The sequence below is a fragment of the Mesorhizobium sp. WSM4887 genome, assembly GCF_029625865.1.
Lineage (GTDB): Bacteria > Pseudomonadota > Alphaproteobacteria > Rhizobiales > Rhizobiaceae > Mesorhizobium.
In genome coordinates, this window is record NZ_JARTVP010000006.1 from 69736 (window position 1) to 87183 (window position 17448).

At 60.2% G+C, this 17448-nt stretch carries 15 protein-coding genes; 7 read left to right on the plus strand and 8 right to left on the minus strand.

What is annotated here, in order from left to right:
* The first annotated feature begins 29 nt into the window (after nt 1-29).
* From P9230_RS21665 to P9230_RS21685, 5 genes are read left to right on the plus strand one after another with little or no spacing between them, the layout of a single operon-like run.
* Entirely contained in the window at nt 30-947 is a 918-nt protein-coding gene (locus P9230_RS21665; protein WP_278055573.1) for an ABC transporter permease, read from the plus strand.
* Complete coding sequence (locus tag P9230_RS21670) at nt 944-1828, plus strand: ABC transporter permease (RefSeq protein WP_278055574.1); 885 nt, start codon at nt 944-946, stop codon at nt 1826-1828. The genes P9230_RS21665 and P9230_RS21670 overlap by 4 nt, the downstream gene beginning before the upstream one ends.
* A complete protein-coding gene (locus P9230_RS21675; RefSeq protein WP_278055575.1) occupies nt 1828-3492 on the plus strand; it encodes an ABC transporter ATP-binding protein in 1665 nt (554 codons plus the stop codon). The genes P9230_RS21670 and P9230_RS21675 overlap by 1 nt, the downstream gene beginning before the upstream one ends.
* A gap of 50 nt (nt 3493-3542) precedes the next feature.
* Nucleotides 3543-4940, plus strand: a complete 1398-nt coding sequence (locus P9230_RS21680; RefSeq protein WP_278055576.1) for a M20 family metallopeptidase — start codon at nt 3543-3545, stop codon at nt 4938-4940.
* Nucleotides 4937-6538, plus strand: a complete 1602-nt coding sequence (locus P9230_RS21685) for a gamma-glutamyltransferase family protein (RefSeq protein ID WP_278055577.1) — start codon at nt 4937-4939, stop codon at nt 6536-6538. The genes P9230_RS21680 and P9230_RS21685 overlap by 4 nt, the downstream gene beginning before the upstream one ends.
* A gap of 194 nt (nt 6539-6732) precedes the next feature.
* On the opposite strand, the gene P9230_RS21690 is transcribed toward P9230_RS21685, so the two are convergent.
* The 8 genes from P9230_RS21690 to P9230_RS21725 form a co-directional block, all read right to left on the minus strand.
* Nucleotides 6733-7473, minus strand: coding sequence for an amino acid ABC transporter ATP-binding protein (locus P9230_RS21690; RefSeq protein ID WP_278055579.1), 741 nt, complete (start codon nt 7471-7473; stop codon nt 6733-6735).
* Nucleotides 7474-7516: 43 nt separating this feature from the next.
* Entirely contained in the window at nt 7517-8359 is an 843-nt protein-coding gene (locus P9230_RS21695; RefSeq protein ID WP_278055580.1) for a transporter substrate-binding domain-containing protein, read from the minus strand.
* 66 nt (nt 8360-8425) lie between these two features.
* Nucleotides 8426-9076 (minus strand): amino acid ABC transporter permease, encoded by a 651-nt coding sequence (locus tag P9230_RS21700; RefSeq protein WP_278055582.1) that lies wholly within the window; start codon nt 9074-9076, stop codon nt 8426-8428.
* Between the two features lie 12 nt (nt 9077-9088).
* On the minus strand, nt 9089-9757 hold the full coding sequence (locus P9230_RS21705) for an amino acid ABC transporter permease (protein WP_278055584.1): 669 nt from the start codon (nt 9755-9757) through the stop codon (nt 9089-9091).
* Nucleotides 9758-9812: 55 nt separating this feature from the next.
* Nucleotides 9813-10283: a RidA family protein gene (locus P9230_RS21710; RefSeq protein WP_278055586.1), complete on the minus strand. Its 471-nt coding sequence runs from the start codon at nt 10281-10283 to the stop codon at nt 9813-9815.
* A gap of 35 nt (nt 10284-10318) precedes the next feature.
* Nucleotides 10319-11635: an alanine racemase gene (locus P9230_RS21715; protein ID WP_278055587.1), complete on the minus strand. Its 1317-nt coding sequence runs from the start codon at nt 11633-11635 to the stop codon at nt 10319-10321.
* 9 nt (nt 11636-11644) lie between these two features.
* The gene (locus tag P9230_RS21720; RefSeq protein WP_278055588.1) at nt 11645-13288 is read right to left on the minus strand and encodes a hydantoinase B/oxoprolinase family protein; all 1644 of its coding nucleotides are present in this window, start codon (nt 13286-13288) and stop codon (nt 11645-11647) included.
* Between the two features lie 13 nt (nt 13289-13301).
* On the minus strand, nt 13302-15383 hold the full coding sequence (locus tag P9230_RS21725; RefSeq protein WP_278055590.1) for a hydantoinase/oxoprolinase family protein: 2082 nt from the start codon (nt 15381-15383) through the stop codon (nt 13302-13304).
* Nucleotides 15384-15585: 202 nt separating this feature from the next.
* Here P9230_RS21725 and P9230_RS21730 point away from each other — a divergent pair, with 202 nt between their 5' ends.
* Nucleotides 15586-16446: a FadR/GntR family transcriptional regulator gene (locus P9230_RS21730; RefSeq protein WP_278055591.1), complete on the plus strand. Its 861-nt coding sequence runs from the start codon at nt 15586-15588 to the stop codon at nt 16444-16446.
* Nucleotides 16447-16490: 44 nt separating this feature from the next.
* Nucleotides 16491-17420, plus strand: coding sequence for a 5-dehydro-4-deoxyglucarate dehydratase (kdgD, locus tag P9230_RS21735; protein ID WP_278055592.1), 930 nt, complete (start codon nt 16491-16493; stop codon nt 17418-17420).
* Nucleotides 17421-17448: the final 28 nt, after the last annotated feature.

Here is a 17448-nt window from a genome sequence, read left to right on the forward strand (position 1 = left end):
ACCCATCTCATGACAAGGAAGGTCGCCACATGACAAGGTTTATAGTCGGCAGACTGACCATGGCGTTCTTTGTCGCGATAACGGTGTCTGCCATCACCTTCCTCATGCTCAATTTCTCAGGGGATCCCGCGATTGCGATCGCCGGCGAGGGTGCGAGTGCAGACAACATCGCGCAAATCAGAGTTCAGTACGGTTTCGACCGCCCGGTGGTCGTTCAATATTTCGATTGGCTCGGCCGCGCGATGACAGGCGATCTCGGCTACAGCTATTATTTCAAGCTGCCTGTCAGCCAGCTCTTGGCCCAACATCTTGGGGTCACGATGCTACTGGGGTTGCTGAGCATCACATTCGCGCTCATCCTATCGCTTCCGCTCGGAATCGTTGCCGCGGTCAAGCCGAATTCCTTCTTCGATCGGCTGTCTCTTTTCCTCGCTGTGGTAGGGCAGGCAATCCCCAGTTTCTGGTTCGGTCTTATTCTGATCGTAGTTTTCGCCATCAAACTGCGTTGGCTTCCCGCATCCGGCGCCTCATCGTGGAAAAGCTTCGTGATGCCGACCGTCGTGCTGGGCTACTATGCAACACCAGCGTTGATGCGGCTGACGCGCGCCGGCATGCTGGAGGTGCTGACCTCGGACTACATACGCACGGCGAGGGCCAAGGGTTTGTCGTCGCGAAAAATTCTCTTCAAGCACGCCTTGCGCAACGCCGTGATACCGGTGGTGAGCCTCGCTGCCGTTCAGATGGGTTTTATGCTTGGCGGCTCCATCATCGTCGAGTCGGTGTTCGCACTGCAAGGGGCGGGTCTCCTAGCCTGGCAATCAATCGCTCGTAACGACATACCGACCATGCAGGCGCTCATTCTCGTGTTCTCCATGTTTTACATCGTGTTCACGCTGGTTGCCGACCTACTCAATGCATGGCTGGATCCGAGGCTTCGAAAGGCATGACCATACCAGCCGAGACAGTTGCCGTTCCGTCGCCGCGACGACTGATGGTGGTTCGCGCCTTACACCATCCCGGGTTTCTCTTGTCGGGGGCTATCCTCCTGACGCTGGTCATTCTTGCGATCAGCGCACCCCTGATTGCCCCGCACGATGCATACTTACAGAACCTTGTTATGCGATTACGGCCTCCGGTTTTCCTCGGTGGTTCGTGGGACCATCCGCTTGGCACTGACGCACTCGGTCGAGATTATTTTTCGCGCCTGTTGTACGGTGCCGGCGTCTCGCTGATGATCGGTTTTACGGCTGCCTCGGTATCAACGCTGATCGGCACGACGCTCGGAATTCTTGCCGGCTATTTTGGCGGGCGCGTCGATGCTGTTGTGCGCTTTATCATCAATGTGAGACTCGCACTCCCGGTGGTGCTTGTCTCACTCGCAATCGTATCGCTTTTCGGCGGCTCCCTGTTCGTCATTACAACCGTGCTCGGTCTGCTTTTGTGGGATCGTGCCGCAGTAGTTATCCGCAGCGCGACGATGCAGGTCAGAAATCACGAATATATCGCTGCTGCCGAGGTCCTCGGCGCCCCCCTGCCCCGCATCTTGATCAAGGACATCCTTCCCAATATCGCCAACGCCCTGATCGTCATCTGCACCATCGAAATGGCTCATGCGATAATCCTGGAGTCAGCATTGTCGTTCTTGGGGCTGGGGGTGCAGCCGCCAACGCCGTCTTGGGGCCTCATGATCTCGGAGGGCAAGGAAATGCTGCTTTTCAACAGTTGGCTCATCGCTATTCCGGGTGCAGCGCTCTTCGTCCTTGTGCTTGCCATCAACATGTTCGGCGATGGTATTCGCGACCTCACGACGCCTGAGGGCAGAAACTAATGGACGAGCAGACTTCACCTGTTCTGTCGATCCGCAATTTGAGTATCGCATTGCCGCGAGGAGGGGATCGTTTCTACGCGGTCGAGTCATTCAGCCTCGACGTTCGTCCCCGGGAAATTGTCTGCATTGTGGGTGAGAGTGGTTCTGGAAAGTCCATGACGAGCTTCGCGACGATGGGCCTTCTACCAAAGGCGCTCGCGCCGACGTCTGGCAAAATTCTTCTCGGCGAGGTCGACCTTCTGACCTTAAAAGAGCGCGAGCTAGCCAAGCTACGTGGTAACCGGATTGCCATGATCTTCCAGGAGCCGATGACCGCCCTCAATCCCTGCTTTAGTGTGGGCGATCAGGTTTCTGAGGTGTTCCAGCAGCACACCCAACTCGCAAGCGCCGAAAGAAGGGCACGCACGCTCGCCTTGTTTGCGGAGGTGAAACTTCCCGACCCGGAGCGGATATATGGTAGGTACCCCCATCAGCTTTCCGGGGGGCAGCGGCAGCGCATTGTCATAGCGATGGCACTGGCCCTTGATCCGACAGTCCTGATCGCCGACGAACCTACCACGGCTTTGGACGTTACGACCCAGGCGCAAATCCTCCACCTCTTCAAGGACCTTAAGAGCCGTCATGGCGCTGGTATCGTATTTGTGACGCACGACTTTGATGTGGTCGCGGAAATCGCCGACAGGGTTGTGGTCATGCAACACGGCAAGATTGTCGAGCAAGGTGCGGCCGATGAAGTCCTGAACCGACCGACACATGCCTATACACGGCAGCTCATTTCCGCCGTCCCGCGTCGAACAAAAGAAGGCGCTTCGTTTGAGAACAACCTTCCCGTCGCGATGAGGGTGACCGGGATCGTGAAAAGCTTCCACACCGCAGCCACCCTTTTCGGGAAGTCGTCTTCCATAGCGGCCGTCCGCGATGTCGGTTTCGAGGTCAAGAAAGGCGAAACGCTTGGCATCGTCGGAGAAAGCGGCTCCGGCAAATCGACACTTGTACGTTGCCTGATGCGGCTAACCGATCCTGATACCGGCGAGGTGATCGTTGACGGCGCAAACCTTATGGCGCTTTCGAAGAAAGGACTGCGCAGCCGCCGCAAAGATATTCAGATCGTTTTCCAGGACCCGTATGGCTCGCTTAATCCACGCCGTACGATATGCGACCAGCTCATTGAAGGACCGACCAATTTCGGGGTCTCGAAAAAGACTGCGATCGAACGTGCGCGGGAATTGCTTCGGATTGTGCGTCTCAGTCAGGACGCGCTCACCCGCTATCCTCCACAATTCTCCGGTGGACAGCGACAGCGCATCTCTATCGCAAGAGCGTTGATGGTGGAGCCGAAGATCCTGATCGCGGACGAAGCCGTTTCCGCTCTCGACGTTTCGGTTCAGCGCGACGTGCTCAATCTCCTTCAGGAGATCAAACAGAAAATGGGACTCACGATGATTTTCATCACTCATGATCTGCGGGTAGCTGCGCAGGTCTCTGACCAGCTTATCGTCATGAACAAGGGAGAGGTTGTCGAGCGGGGAAAGGTGGAAACGGTGCTCGGAAAACCTCAACATCCTTACACGAAGGAGCTTTTGGCAGCCATGCCGGGGCAAGGTTGGGAGGTTCCGAAGTTCGACGAACAAACAACGCTCGAGATTGGCTTCGCTGCACCTTGACGGCCATGATTGCCCCATGACGACCAGATAGAATTTCGCAGGATCCCAATATGACCTATTCGTTCGATCAAGGAGGCCGCGATCAGGCGATCGCTAAAAGTGACTATTATTTCCTCAATAGATTCAATGACGATCTTGCCAGTCTTGTTGCCGTTAGAAGCGAAAGCCAAGATCCTGCCTTCGCGGGAGAGTTGCGTCGCTACCTTGTTGAAATGATCGTCCCACTGGTTGATCAATGCGGTTTCACCACGTCGATGGAAGCGACGGCGGACGGCTCTCCCATTTTGCTAGCGAGCCGGATCGAAAACCCCGAGTTCGGTACGATCCTGATCTACGGTCACGGCGATGTCTGCGCACCCGACACGCGGTCCTGGCGAGAGGGTCTCGATCCCTATCTCCTAACGGTCGAGGGGGACCGCATCTACGGTAGAGGCTCCGCCGACAACAAGGCACAGCATCTGATCAATCTGAAGGCCCTATTTGCTGTCTTACAGCAAAAAGGAAGTCTCGGCTTCAACGTCAAGTTGGTGATGGAGACCTCGGAGGAGATAGGGTCTCCTGGACTGCGAGAATTCTTCACGGCTAATGCAGACCGACTTTCGGCGGACGTCCTGATCGCTTCTGATGGTCCTCGCCTCCGCAGCAATGTTCCGACCATGTTCTTGGGATCACGCGCAGCCTTCAATTTCGATTTGCGGGTTAACCTGCGCGAGCGCGCCTACCATTCGGGAAACTTTGGAGGATTGCTCGCCGACCCTGCAATTATCCTGGCCCATGCAATTTCCAGCATCGCGGATGCGCGCGGGCAGATTAGAATTTCGGAATGGCGGCCGAAGAGCTTGACCGACGACTTCCGCGCATCGATCGCCTCGCTGCCACTCCCAGAAGGCGGCCCTGATGTTGACCATAGCTGGGGCGAGCAAGGCCTTACACCGATTGAAAGGGCGTTTGGATGGAACAGCTTTGCTGTGCTGAGCATGCTTTCGGGCAGCCCCGCTTCGCCACAGAATGCCATTGCCGGAAGCGCGGTCGCCACCTGCCAACTTCGATACGTGGTAGGAACCGACCCCGCCGAAATCCTGCCGGCACTACGGCGCCACCTGGACGACAATGGCTACGAGGCGGTCCAAGTCGTTGGGCGGCGCGAAGACGCGGTTCCCGCCACTCGTTTCCCATTAAACCATCCTTGGGTGGAATTTGTCGCCGATTCAATTGCCGCATCCAGTGGAATGAGGCCAGACATTCTACCAAATCTTGCGGGGTCGCTCCCCAATGATGCCTTTACCGAGATACTCAACCTGCCGACGATTTGGATTCCGCATAGTTATGCCGGCTGCTGCCAGCATGCCCCGAACGAACATGTCCTTGGAACACTCGTGCGCGATGCGTTGCGAAACATGACCGGTCTTTTTTGGGATATTGGCGAGCGTCGAGGGAAAGTACGGTGAATTCAGTCCGCACCTGGCGGCCCCTTATCATGGGGAACGCCGCCGTGGCCACAAACCATCCTGCCGCAACCCAAGTCGGACTGGATGTTCTGAAGTCCGGAGGAAACGCGGTTGATGCGGCCTTCGCGGTAGCTCTGAGCCTTGGCGTTGCCGAACCCTTCATGTCAGGCATCGGTGGCGATGGCTTCTATCATGTCCACGACGGGCAGGGATATGTCTACGAAGGGGTGGGATGTGCTCCGCTAGCAGCTCGAGCCGATGCTTATCCGCGGGGTTTGCCGGAAAATGGCCCCATGTCGATTTCCGCGCCGGGAAGCGTTGCAGCGCTTTTCGCCATGCACACAAATCACGGCCGTAAGTCTGTCAAGGAGCTTGCCGCGCCAGCCGTCCAACTCGCGCGGCGCGGTGTGCCCGTTGGCCACACCTACCGAAGATCAGCAAGCACAGACGCATGGCGTTTCGAAACGGCAGGCTCTGCCTCGTCGCGGTATCTGCTGAACGGGGGAGTGCCGGACATTGGCATGCGGATTATGAACCCGCGCCTGGCGGAAACCTTGGAAGCGCTTGCGGAAGAAGGCCTTGAGAGTTTCTATCGCGGACGCTTGGCGAGGGCTATTGCCCAGGACCTGCATGCCTTGGGTTCGCTAGTGACACGGGACGATCTGGCCGCCGTAGAATCCTGCACACGTGAGTCGATCAAAGGTCGCTACCGTGGGTATGAAATCCTACAGACGCCATCCGTTTCGACAGGCTTTGCCCTGTTGCAACAATTGGCGATGCTCGACCTTTGTGATGTGTCGGTAGCGCGCGATGATCCAGCCACGCTTATCCATCTGATGGTGGAGATTAAAAAGTTGGCATTCCTGGACCGGGAAAGGTACGCTGGCGACCCCCGCTACATAGATTTCGATCCCGGTCATTTGCTGGACCAGAACCGGCTTGGTGACCTTGTATCTCAGATCGACCTGCATGTGGCGACCGATCGGCCGATCGCGGAGCCAGAGAAACCAGCCGAAACGACTTACTTCTGCATTGCCGATCGAGAGGGGCAGGTGGTGTCGGCTATTCAAAGCCTCAACGCGACATTTGGATCGGGCGTCATGCTTCCTCAGACGGGTATCTTGATGAACAATCGGATGTGCTGCTGGCACTTGGCTAGCGGGCACCCCAATGCACTCGTCCCAGGCAAAAAGGTTCGCCACACAATGAATGCTCCTATCCTTCTGAAGGATGGCCAGGTGAGAGGAGTGCTCGGCACACCGGGTGCCGACAACCAAGTTCAGGTGAATTTCCAAGCCATAGTTGGGCTTATTGATCTCGGCTTGGATCCTCAGACAGTGGCCGAGGCGCCGCGGTGGTCAAGTGATCAGTGTGGGCAAGGCGCAAACTGGCCCCATGCTGGCCAGAACACCCTGACAGTTGAAAATCAGATGCCTGAAGGGGTCAAGGACGATCTAAAAAGCCGCGGCCATACCTTAAAAACAGTCGGCACACTTGAAGGTCCTTGTAGTCTGGAGATCATCAAGATCCAGGACAACGGATTGAAAATCGCTGGAAGTGATCCGCGACGCGATGGCTGGGCTGCGGCTTTTGATTGATTTGCGCGGATCGCGTTACGGCTGTTTCGTTTTTGCCCCTTGAAGTCCCAGCACAAAGTGTCGATGTCACTCGACGGCACCGGGACCTCTGTGGGAATGCACGAGTCCTTCGTCCTGCGCGACGGCACCCCTTCCACCCGGGTGGCTCTTCAGACCTGCCCTGACTGGGGACAGAAGCAGCCCACGGGATCCGATCAGTGGTTCAGGATTTGTCCGAGGAAAGCCTTGGCCCGGGGATGCTGCGGATTGGAGAAGAACTCGTTAGGGGGAGCGCTCTCGATTATCTGGCCGCCATCCATGAAGATCACCCTGTGAGCCACCGCGCGGGCGAACCCCATCTCATGGGTGACGCAGATCATCGTGATGCCGTCTTCGGCCAGCGATATCATGGTGTCGAGAACCTCCTTCACCATCTCCGGATCGAGGGCCGAAGTCGGCTCGTCGAACAGCATGACCTTCGGACCCATGCACAGTGCCCGGGCGATCGCGACGCGTTGCTGTTGCCCGCCCGAGAGCTGGGCGGGGTACTTGTTGGCCTGCTCGGCGATGTGGACGCGATCCAAGAGCCGCATGGCGACTTCACGGGCTTCCTTGTCACCCATGTGTTTGACGCGTTTCGGCGCCAGCATGCAATTCTCGACGACGGTCATGTGCGGGAAGAGGTTAAACTGCTGGAAGACCATGCCGACGTCCTTGCGGATGTGATCGGCATTGCTCCCCTTGGAACCGAGTGCCGTTCCGTTGACGGTTATGCGCCCGCCCTGCGTCACCTCGAGGTAGTTGATGCAGCGGATCAGCGTCGACTTGCCGGACCCGGAAGGGCCGCACAGAACGATATGCTCGCCCGGCGACACCTCCAGGTTGACTTTCTTGAGGACGTGCAGAGGCCCGTACCATTTGTCGACGTCGACCATTTCGATTGTCTTGTCAGTCATTGTCGTGGTTCCCTTTTTTGGTACGGGCCTCGCCTAGGCCAGCTTACTTCGCGGTAAAGGTGATGCCATCCATCGTGGCCGGCATGTCGGGGAACTTGGTCCCGAAGTGGTCCTGGTAGAGCTTGTCCAGGGTCCCGTCCTTCTTGATCTTATCCCAGAACTGGCCGGCCCACTCGCCGAGCTCCTTGGACTGCGGGCTCACCGCGATGCCCTCATACTCGGTCGACAGGACGATCTTCTGGGCATATTTGCCGGGCGCGGCCTTCTCGACGCCGCCGAACTGATGGCTGTAGCTGCCGAGATATTCGACCTGCCCTGACAATAGCGCCTGCACCGCAGAGGAGGCGTCATCGAACTTCTGCACATTGGCGTCCTTGGGGGCCGCGTCGGAGACGGCCTTGTCCATGGAACTGCCCTTCTCGACAGCGATCGAATGGCCCGACAGTTCCTCGACTTTCGAAAGCGGACTGTCCTTCGGCCCGTAGATCGCGGCGTTGATCGATGCGTAGGGGGCCACATACTGGACGACCTTTGCCCGATCCGGGTAGACGCCCATCACGCAGATGAGCATGTCCACTTTGCCGGTCAGAAGCTGCGGAATGCGGTTGGCGCTGGTGATCGGCACGTAAGCGACTTTGACACCCAGTTCTTTCGCCATCAGCTTGGTGATGTCGATGTCATAGCCCTCGTTCTCGCCGTTTGCGTTGATGAAGCTGAACGGCGGCTGATCGGTGACGATGCCGAAGGTGATGGTGCCCTTCTGCTTGATCTCGTCGACGGTCGCGGCATTCGCGTGGCGAACGCCGGCGGACCACGCAATCGACGCGCTCAGCGCCAGCGTTGCGGCAAGGAAGCTGCGACGCCCCAGTTTCTGCAAATTTCTCATGATGTTCTCCTCTGATTGCACTATCGGCTTGGTTGAGTGGTCAGCGTGCCGATGCCGCTGATGGGATTACGCCCCCATGGACATTCTCTTCTCGAGACGGTCGCTAAGGACGGAAAGGGGCCAGCACAGCGCGAAGTACATCGCGCCGACCAGTCCAAAGACGATCAATGGCTGGAAGGTGTTGTTGGAGATGATCTGCCCGGCGCGGGTCAGTTCCGTGAAGCCGACGATCGCGACAAGCGAGGTTCCCTTGATCAGGCCGACGAGGAAGCCCACGGTCGCCGGCAGCGATATCCTGAAAGCCTGCGGTAGGACGATATCGAGCATGCGGTGGCGGTAGGACAATCCGAGCGCGCGCGCGGCCTCGGTCTGACCGCGCGGAACCGCTTCGATGCCGCCGCGCCAGATCTCGCCCAAAAACGCGCTGGCATGCGCCGTCAGGCCTATTGCCGCCGCAACCCAGGCATTGACGTCGAGCCCCACCAGGGCGACGCCGTAGTAGATCACGAACAGCTGCATCAGCAGCGGCGTGCCCTGGAACAGCTCGATATAGAGATAACTGATGGTGCGCAGGACCTTGGACGGGCTGGTGCGCAGCAAGGCGACGATCAGTCCCACCACTCCGCCGCCGGCGAAGGCGATCGCCGACAGGAGTATGGTCCACTTGAGACCTTCCAGCAGGATCCAGATGTCGTTGGGTGTGATTTCTCTGACCATCGCGCGCCCCCATCACTTCGTCGGGTAGGAGAAATAGACGCGGCCGAAGATGCGCAGCAGCGACGACATCCAGAGCGACAGGACGAGGTAGATCCCGGTCACGACGAAATAGACCTCGAAACTGCGGAACGACTGGGCCTCGATCATCTGCGCCGAGTAGGTGAGCTCGGGAGCGGAGATCGAAGCGACGACGCTGGACGTCAGCATCATCAGGACGAACTGGCTACACAGCCCCGGATAGACCGAGCGGACCGACGGCTTCAGGATGATGTCGAAGAATATCTGCCGGCGATTGAGGCCGAGCGCCTTGCCAGCCTCGATCTGGCCCTTCGGCAGGCTGTCGACGCCACCGCGAAGGATCTCGGCGATGTAGGCGGCGGTGTTGATCGTCAGCGCCAAGATGGCGGCCGTGGTCACCGACAACCTCAGGCCGATCGAGGGCAGGCCGAAGAAGATGAAGAAGAGCTGCACCAGGAACGGCGTGTTCCTGATGATCTCGATGAAGGTCTTGGCGGTGAGCCTGACAGGCTTGATCTCGCTGCGCCTTGCTACCATCACGGCAATGCCGAGGACCAGCGCGAGCAGCCCGGAGATCGCCGTGTAATAGAGCGCCCTCAGCGTGCCATTCAACAGCAGCGGCCACTGTTCCCAGACGACTGAGAAATCAAACTGGTATCCCATTGTGGCCATCCCCTATGTGTTCAGTTTTGTTGGCCGTTGACATCGAAATTGGCGGCTAGTCGAGGATCGCAAAGTCGGCGTCGACCTCCACGGCCACGCCCTGCGGCAGCGAGCCCACGCCGATGGCCGTCCTTGTGTGGCGACCCTTGTCTCCGAAGATTTCCACCAGCAGATCGGAGGCGCCGTTCATGACTGCGGCATGCGCCTTGAAGTCGGGAACGGCGTTGACGAAGCCGCGAACGCGAAGGCAGCCGGCGACGCGATCGAGATCGCCACCCAGCGCCGCCTTGAGCTGAGCCACCATGTTCAGCGCGCAGAGGCGCGCCGCGTCCTTGGCATCTTCGAGCGAGATGGTGTCGCCGACTTTGCCGACATACTGCGCTTGCCCGTCAAGCTTCGGAATCTGCCCGGACACATAAAGGGTCGATGCCATCTGCCTTGTCGGCACATAGTTGGCGGTTGGGGCGGTGACCTCCGGGACTTCCAGTCCCAGATCCTTGAGCCGTTCGTCGATCGTCTGTGTCATCTGTGCAATCCCATAGGAACCTTGGCCCCGGCCTTTCAGCCGAAGAAGGTCCGCATCGCCGCGGTCACGCGGCCTGTTTCGTCCAGTCCATAAATCAAGTCGTGCTTGTCGATGGTCGTGCACGGATGCCGCACCCCGACTTCGACGACGTCGCCGATCTGGAACGCGCCTTCCCCGGCGCGGATGAAGGCATGCTGGTCGTTCAGCTTGACCAAGGTCGCGCTTGCCGCGATGTCGGCTATCCTTGCGCCGTCGCGCCAAAGTGCGAGCGGAACCGGCAAGCCCTGATCGTGCGCCACATCGCGCAGGCCAAAACCGCAGATGGCGGTCCCACCGTTGCAAACCGAAAGCACCTCCGCCCAAAGCCGCAACGCGGGCTTGAACGAGGCCGCGATCTTCTCGCTGAGGTCCAGCCCGAGCATCCCGCGTGCAGCCATGGCGCGAAGGCGGTCGCGGATCGGTCCATGATCGCTGAAGAAGCACGCGCCGCTCCTCAAGAGCAAGAAGGCGTTGCCGTCCTCCTGGACGATAGGCGCGCAGTCGACGATCACATGGTCGAAGAGGCTGGAGCCACCCATCGAAAGAACGAGCCTGGTGGCTGGCCCGACATGCTTGCGCACGGACGCCAGCGCCGACCTTACGCGGGCGAAGAGATCGTCGAGGTTCGCCCGAAGCTGCTCCTCGTCGGCTGTGTTCGCGGTGCCTTCATAAGCGGCAATACCCGCGAGTTGCAGCCGGGGCTCCGCCGCAGCGGCGATCGCGTCGATGATCTCACTGACCTGGCGATCGGACGTCACCCCGCCGCGGCCGCATCCGACTTCGATCAGCAGATTCAGGGCCGGCAGATCCGGCGCGGCCTTCCATTCCAGTCCAAGCTTGTCGACCAGCTCTGGCGCATCGACGAACAGATAGACCTCGGCACCGTTGTAGCCACTCAGCAAGGCCGCCAGCCGCTTGGCTGCATGCGCGCCGCCGATCTCGTTGGCAATGAGAACCCTGCCGATGCCATTACCTAGCATGACCTCGGCCTGGCGGAGATCGGCGACGGATGTCCCCCACGCGCCGCTCGCTATCAGATCGCGCGCCAGGACCGGCGACATCGGCGTTTTGGCATGCGGCGCGATCTCGCACGACACGGTCCGGCAAATATCGAGCATGGTCGCCTTGTTATCGGCATAGGTCTTGAGATCGAGCGACAGGAGCGGAAGGCTCATCCGGCCATCGGCGGGATGCCAGTCCCGCGCCGCGATCGACGAGGCGGGCAGCCAGCGGGTGCCCGGCGGCACGCCGCGAAAGGTGGCGGCCAATTCAAAGCCACCCATTTCCGTGGCGATCTCATCTATGCCAGCCATTGCCTGATCTCAATCTTTGACGACGTACTCGTCGAGCAGGTCGCTCTCGACAGTTGCCCCGGGTCGCAGTTCGGGCGCGCCATAGCCACCGCCTCCTGGAAGTTCGATGACCAGCCTTCGTCCGGCGGGCACGAACTGGCGGCCTTTGGCGCGCAGCTTGGTGCCATCGTTGAGATAGGCGCGGCCTGCCAGACCGTCCTGTCCTCCTTCGCGACCGCGCGGAGCGTTGTCGACGCGATCGAACATGGCATTGAAATGGAACTCGTGCCCTTCAGTCGCCGCGATCTCGACGACCTGACCCAGGCCTCCGCGCTGGCGGCCGGCGCCGCCGGACCCGTTGCGAAGCTCCTTGCGCCAGACGATGATCGGACCGACGTGCTCCGTTGCTTCCACCGACATGCTGTGGACGCCACTGGGGAATGCCGTGGCATTGAGGCCATCAAGGGTCGGCCTTGCGCCGCTGCCGCCGGAATTGAACATCAGGATTTCGCTGCGATGCAGCGAGATGCCGTCGGCAGCCCTTCCCTCGGTCGGCCTGGCGCTGAGATGGATATTCCAAAGCGCGCCAGCGCCTTCAGCCGGCACGGTATCGGGAAGCATCTTGTGCACCGCGCCAAGCACGGTGTCCGGCACGAAGTGACCGAGCACATGGCGAACCGCCACGGGAGCCGGGCGCTGCGCATTGAGAATGCAATCGGGCGGCGCCACCACCTTGAAGGGACGCAGCGACGCCGCGTTGTTCGGGATCTCCGGGGCGAGCGCAACCTTCAGGCCATAGGCGGCATAAGCTGTGGCGTAGATGAGCGGCACATTGATGCCGAGCGGGCTTGGTGGCGACGTGCCCTCGAAATCGGCCAGGATCTCGTCCGACTTCACGTCGAGCCTGACAACGAGATCGATCGGCGAGCCATAGCCGTCGACGCGCATCGCGTTGGTGTAGACCCCTGCCGGAAGCGCGGCGATCCGCTCGACCGTGGCGTTGTAGGAATTGTGGAAGATGAAGCTGGCAAGGTCCTCGATGTCGGGCAGATCGAACTCCGACAGCATCTCGATCAGCCGCCTATGGCCGATCTCGTTGCATGCGGCCAGCGAATAGAGGTCGCCAACGACCTGATCGGCCTCGCGCACATTGTTGCGCACGATGTTGATGAGGTCCTTGTTGACCACGCCGCGCTCGGCGAATTTCATGATGGGGATGAAGATCCCCTCCTCGTAGACCTCGTTGGCGTCCGGACCAAAGCCGCGCCCGCCGACATCGACGACATGCGCAGTGCAGGCAAAGAAGCCAATCAGCTCACCCTTGTGGAAGGAAGGGCTGACGACCGTGAAGTCGTGAAGGTGACCCGTCCCCTTCCAGGGATCGTTGGTGATGTAGACGTCGCCTTCAAAGAGGTTGTCGCGGCCGATCGCGGCGATGAAATGGCCGACCGCCTCGCCCATGGCATTCACATGCCCAGGCGTTCCAGTCACCGCCTGCGCGACCATCTCCCCGGCCTTATTGAAGACGCCGGCCGAGAGGTCGCTGGCTTCGCGCACGCTAGTGCTGAAGGCCGTGCGAACGAGCGTGATGGCCTGTTCCTCGACGACGGAGATGAGGCGGTTCCACATGATCTGGAGCCGCATTTCGGCGATGGCGTCACGTTTTTCCAGCATGATCTTGATCCCGTTACGCGCTTTTGGAGACGACAAGCAGGCAGCCGTCCGGCTGCACGATGGCTTCATAGGACGAGGAGATGATGGTGGTCGTCTCCCGCTCCGTGATCGCGGCGGGGCCGGAGACGAACTCACCGGCGCTCAACACGTGGCGCTCGACGATAGCGCCGGCGACGTATTTGCCTTCCCTGGCGTCGAAGATGTCGCGCTTCGTCGCGACCGGGGCGGCCTTGGCCTTTTTTGAGCGCGCGACCGGCACGGAAGAATGAAGCGGTGAGCTGGCACGCAAAGACCAGCTGATGATCTCGGCGTCGAGGCCCTCGATGGCGCGGCCGAAGTGGACGGCATACACCTCCTCGAAACGCTGGCGAAGCGCGGCGGCGTCCGCATCGGTGTATTTCCTGATTTCGATATCGACGGGGATTTCCCAGCCCTGACCGACGTAGCGGATGTAGGCCGTGCACTCCATGTCGATCTTGGCCGACGGATCTGCCGAATGAACGAAGCGCGTCGCCTCTTCCTTGAGCTCCTTCAGCACCGCATTGATTTTGCGCGCGTCAAAGCGTGCGAAGCGGATGTAGGCGCTGCGCACCGCCTCGAAGGCGATGGGGGCCCTGAGGAACCCGATCGCCGAGCCCACGCCCGCGCCCGGCGGAATGATGAGTTCCCTCATGCCGAGCTTCTCGCACAGCCGCGAGGCGTGAAGTGGAGCCGCGCCGCCGAAGGCGATCATGCTGTACTCGGCCAGTTCCTTGCCGTTCTCGACCGCATGCATTCGCGCGGCGTTGGCCATGCTCTCATCGACGATCTCGGAGACGCCGAAGGCAGCCGCCTTCTCGTCGATGCCAAGCTTCTCGCCGACGTCCTCAAGCAGCGCGTTGCGGGAATTGCCGGTGTTGAGCTTGATAGTGCCGCCGGCGAAGCTGTCGGGATCGAGCCGGCCAAGGATGAGATCGGCATCCGTCACGGTCGGACGAACGCCACCGCGGCCGTAACAGGCAGGCCCCGGTTCCGATGCGGCGCTATGGGGACCGACCCTGATCTGCTTCATGGCGTCGACGGCCGCGATCGAGCCACCGCCGGCGCCGATCTCGATCATCTCGATGACGGGTATCGAAATCGGCATGCCGCTGCCCTTCTTGAAGCGGTAGGTGCGGGCAACCTCGAACGTCTTGGCTGTTTTCGGCGTCGTGTCGTCGATCAAGCAGATCTTGGCGGTGGTCCCGCCCATGTCATAGGAAAGAACGCGATTGAGGCCATAGCGCTTAGCCACCTCGGCCGCGAAGATCGCGCCGCCGGCGGGGCCGGATTCCAGGAGACGGACTGGAAATTCGGCCGCGCTCTCGACCGTGATGATGCCACCGCCGGAGTGGATCATGAAGATCGGGCATTGCGCCCCGACCTGCCGGAGCTTGTCGACCAGGCGATTGAGATATGAAGCCATCAGAGGCTTTACATAGGCGTTGGAGCAGACGGTGTTGAAGCGCTGGAACTCGCGCATCTGCGGAGACACTTCGCACGAGAGCGACACCGAGATCGCCGGCAGCTTCTCGACCAGAATGTCGCGTATCTTACGCTCGTGCTCACCGTTGACATAGGAATGCATGAGGCCGACGGCGATGCTTTCATAGCCGCCCTTGCGGATGTCTTCGGCGAGGCTCTCGACCTGGGCGATATCCAGGGGCGTCAGGACCGCGCCGTGCGCGTCGACGCGCTCGTCGACGACGAAGCGGTCGCGCCGCGGAATAAGCGCCGGCGGCAGCACGATGTTGAGATCGTAGAGTTCGAAGCGATTTTCCGTCCGCATCTCGATGACGTCGCGAAAACCCGCCGTGGTGATAAATGCGGTTCTGGCCCCTCGCCTTTCGATCAGCGCATTGGTCGCAAGGGTCGTTCCGTGAATGATGGCTCCGATCTCGTCGAAGCCGATTCCGGCGTCGGCGAGCACCAGCTTGACGCCGTCGATGATCGCGGCCTCCGGGGCGGCATAGTTCGTCAACACCTTCGTCGAGAACATCTGCCCGCGATGTTCCATAGCCACATCGGTGAACGTGCCGCCGATATCGACACCCACCCTGGCCTTATCGCTCTTCATGTCCATACGCCCTGTTTTTGACCGGAACCGATTCCGTGTTTTTGCGATCTGAGCGCTCACTTCCCAGTTTTTTGGCCGGGACCTCTTTCGTCACCCGGTGGAGCGGCTAAGATCGGACAAAAGCTGACAGAGATATGATCTCTTGTCAACATCCTATGATCTTATTGACCGAAGTGGGGTTGAAGCTACATTATGCGCACAGATGCAACGCAGAAAGATCACAACAGATCGTATCACTGCTCGACGCTTTGCGCGTAGCGACTGCACCCGGTATGCGGGGATAGGCAACGATCATGCCACTGGAGGGCATCCTTTGAGAGCCAAACCAAAGAACTCACTTACCTTGCAGACCGAAAGAGCTCTTCGCGAGCGCATTTCGGACGATTCGATCAAGGTCGGCGACAAGCTGCCGACGGAAAAAGCTCTGGCCCTCGAATTCGGCGTGAGCCGAACGGTGATAAGGGAGGCGGTCGCAGCATTGCGGGCTGACGGTCTTCTGGAGGCCAAGCACGGCGTCGGCGTGTTTGTGTCGCAGAAGACCGGAGAAGACGCCACGCCGGCCGGAAACCTGCATTTCTCGGCCTCCATGCTGGATATTCTCGAGCTCCGCCTCGCCGTGGAGGTGCATGGGGCCGGCTTGGCTGCTGCGCGCAGATCCTGGGCCCAGGAGGCAAATATCTGGGATGCCGCCGAGCGTTTTCGCAACGCCCTGTCGAACGGCGAGCCGACCGAGGACTCTGATTGGGCCTTTCACAGAGCGATCGCCGAAGCCACCAACAATCAGGCTTTCATCGAATTTTTCGACCGGCTGGGCCTCTCCATCCTGCCCAGACGAGCGCTGGAGGGCAGCAAGCGCGGAACCCTGATCACGCCCAATTACCTGGAGAAGTCCGTAGGCGAGCACCACGCCATCTGCGAAGCCATCGGCCGCCAGGACGTCGATGGCGCCCGCGAGGCCATGAAGAGCCACATCGGCGGCAGCCAGATGCGATATCGCGCGCTGGCCCAGGCGGGAAAACCACAGGCGAGGAGCGACAAGGAGCTTGACGCGCCGTCGCAATGAGATATTATCTCCTCAATGTGGTATGATCACTGTTGAGGTGGACGATGGCTGGTAATCTGGAAAGTTTGAAGGCGACGATAGGCTCCGGCCTGCTGTCATTCCCCGTCACGCCTTTTACGGCCGATGGCGCGCAAGTCGATCTGGACAAGTTCTCCGGCCATATCGAATGGCTCTCCTCCTATCCGGCGGCGGCGCTGTTCGTGGCCGGCGGCACCGGCGAGTTTTTCTCTTTGAGTCCGGATGAAGTCGTCGAGACCGTCAGGGCGGCAAAGCAGGTTGCGGGCAAGACCCCGATCATCGCCGGTTGCGGCTACGGGACGCCGATCGCGAAGGACCTCGCGCAGCGCTGCGAGAAGGCGGGCGCCGACGCGCTCCTGCTGTTGCCCCAGTACCTAATCAACGCCGAGCAGGATGGGCTCTTCCAGCACATCAAGGCTGTCTGCGACGCGGTCTCCATCGGCGTTGTCGTCTATGCGCGCGACAACTGCATTCTCCAGCCGAAGACGCTTGCCCGGCTCGCAGATGCCTGCCCCAACCTCATCGGCTTCAAGGATGGTCACGGCGACATCGAGCTCTTGACCCGCATCTGTGTCACGCTCGGCGACCGGTTCACCTATATTGGCGGCATGCCGACGGCCGAGGTCTACGCGAAGGCCTATCTGGCGGCCGGGGTGACGACCTACTCTTCGGCGGTCTACAATTTCGTGCCAGAGCGAGCCCTTGAGTTCTACAAGGCCCTTCGCGCAGGCGACACGGCCCGCGTCGATGATCTCCTGACCCGGTTCTACTATCCGCTGATCGACCTGCGGAACCGCAAGCGTGGCTACCCGGTTTCGATCGTCAAGGCTGGCCTGCGCGTCCTCGGGCGCGACCCGGGACCGGTCAGGGCGCCGCTCACGGATCTGACCGCAACGGAGCACGATGAATTGAGGGCAATCATCAACAACGCCTTCGGCGCGCTGAAAGCAGCGTAGCCGGGCCGCGTGCGCACACCTCGAGCAC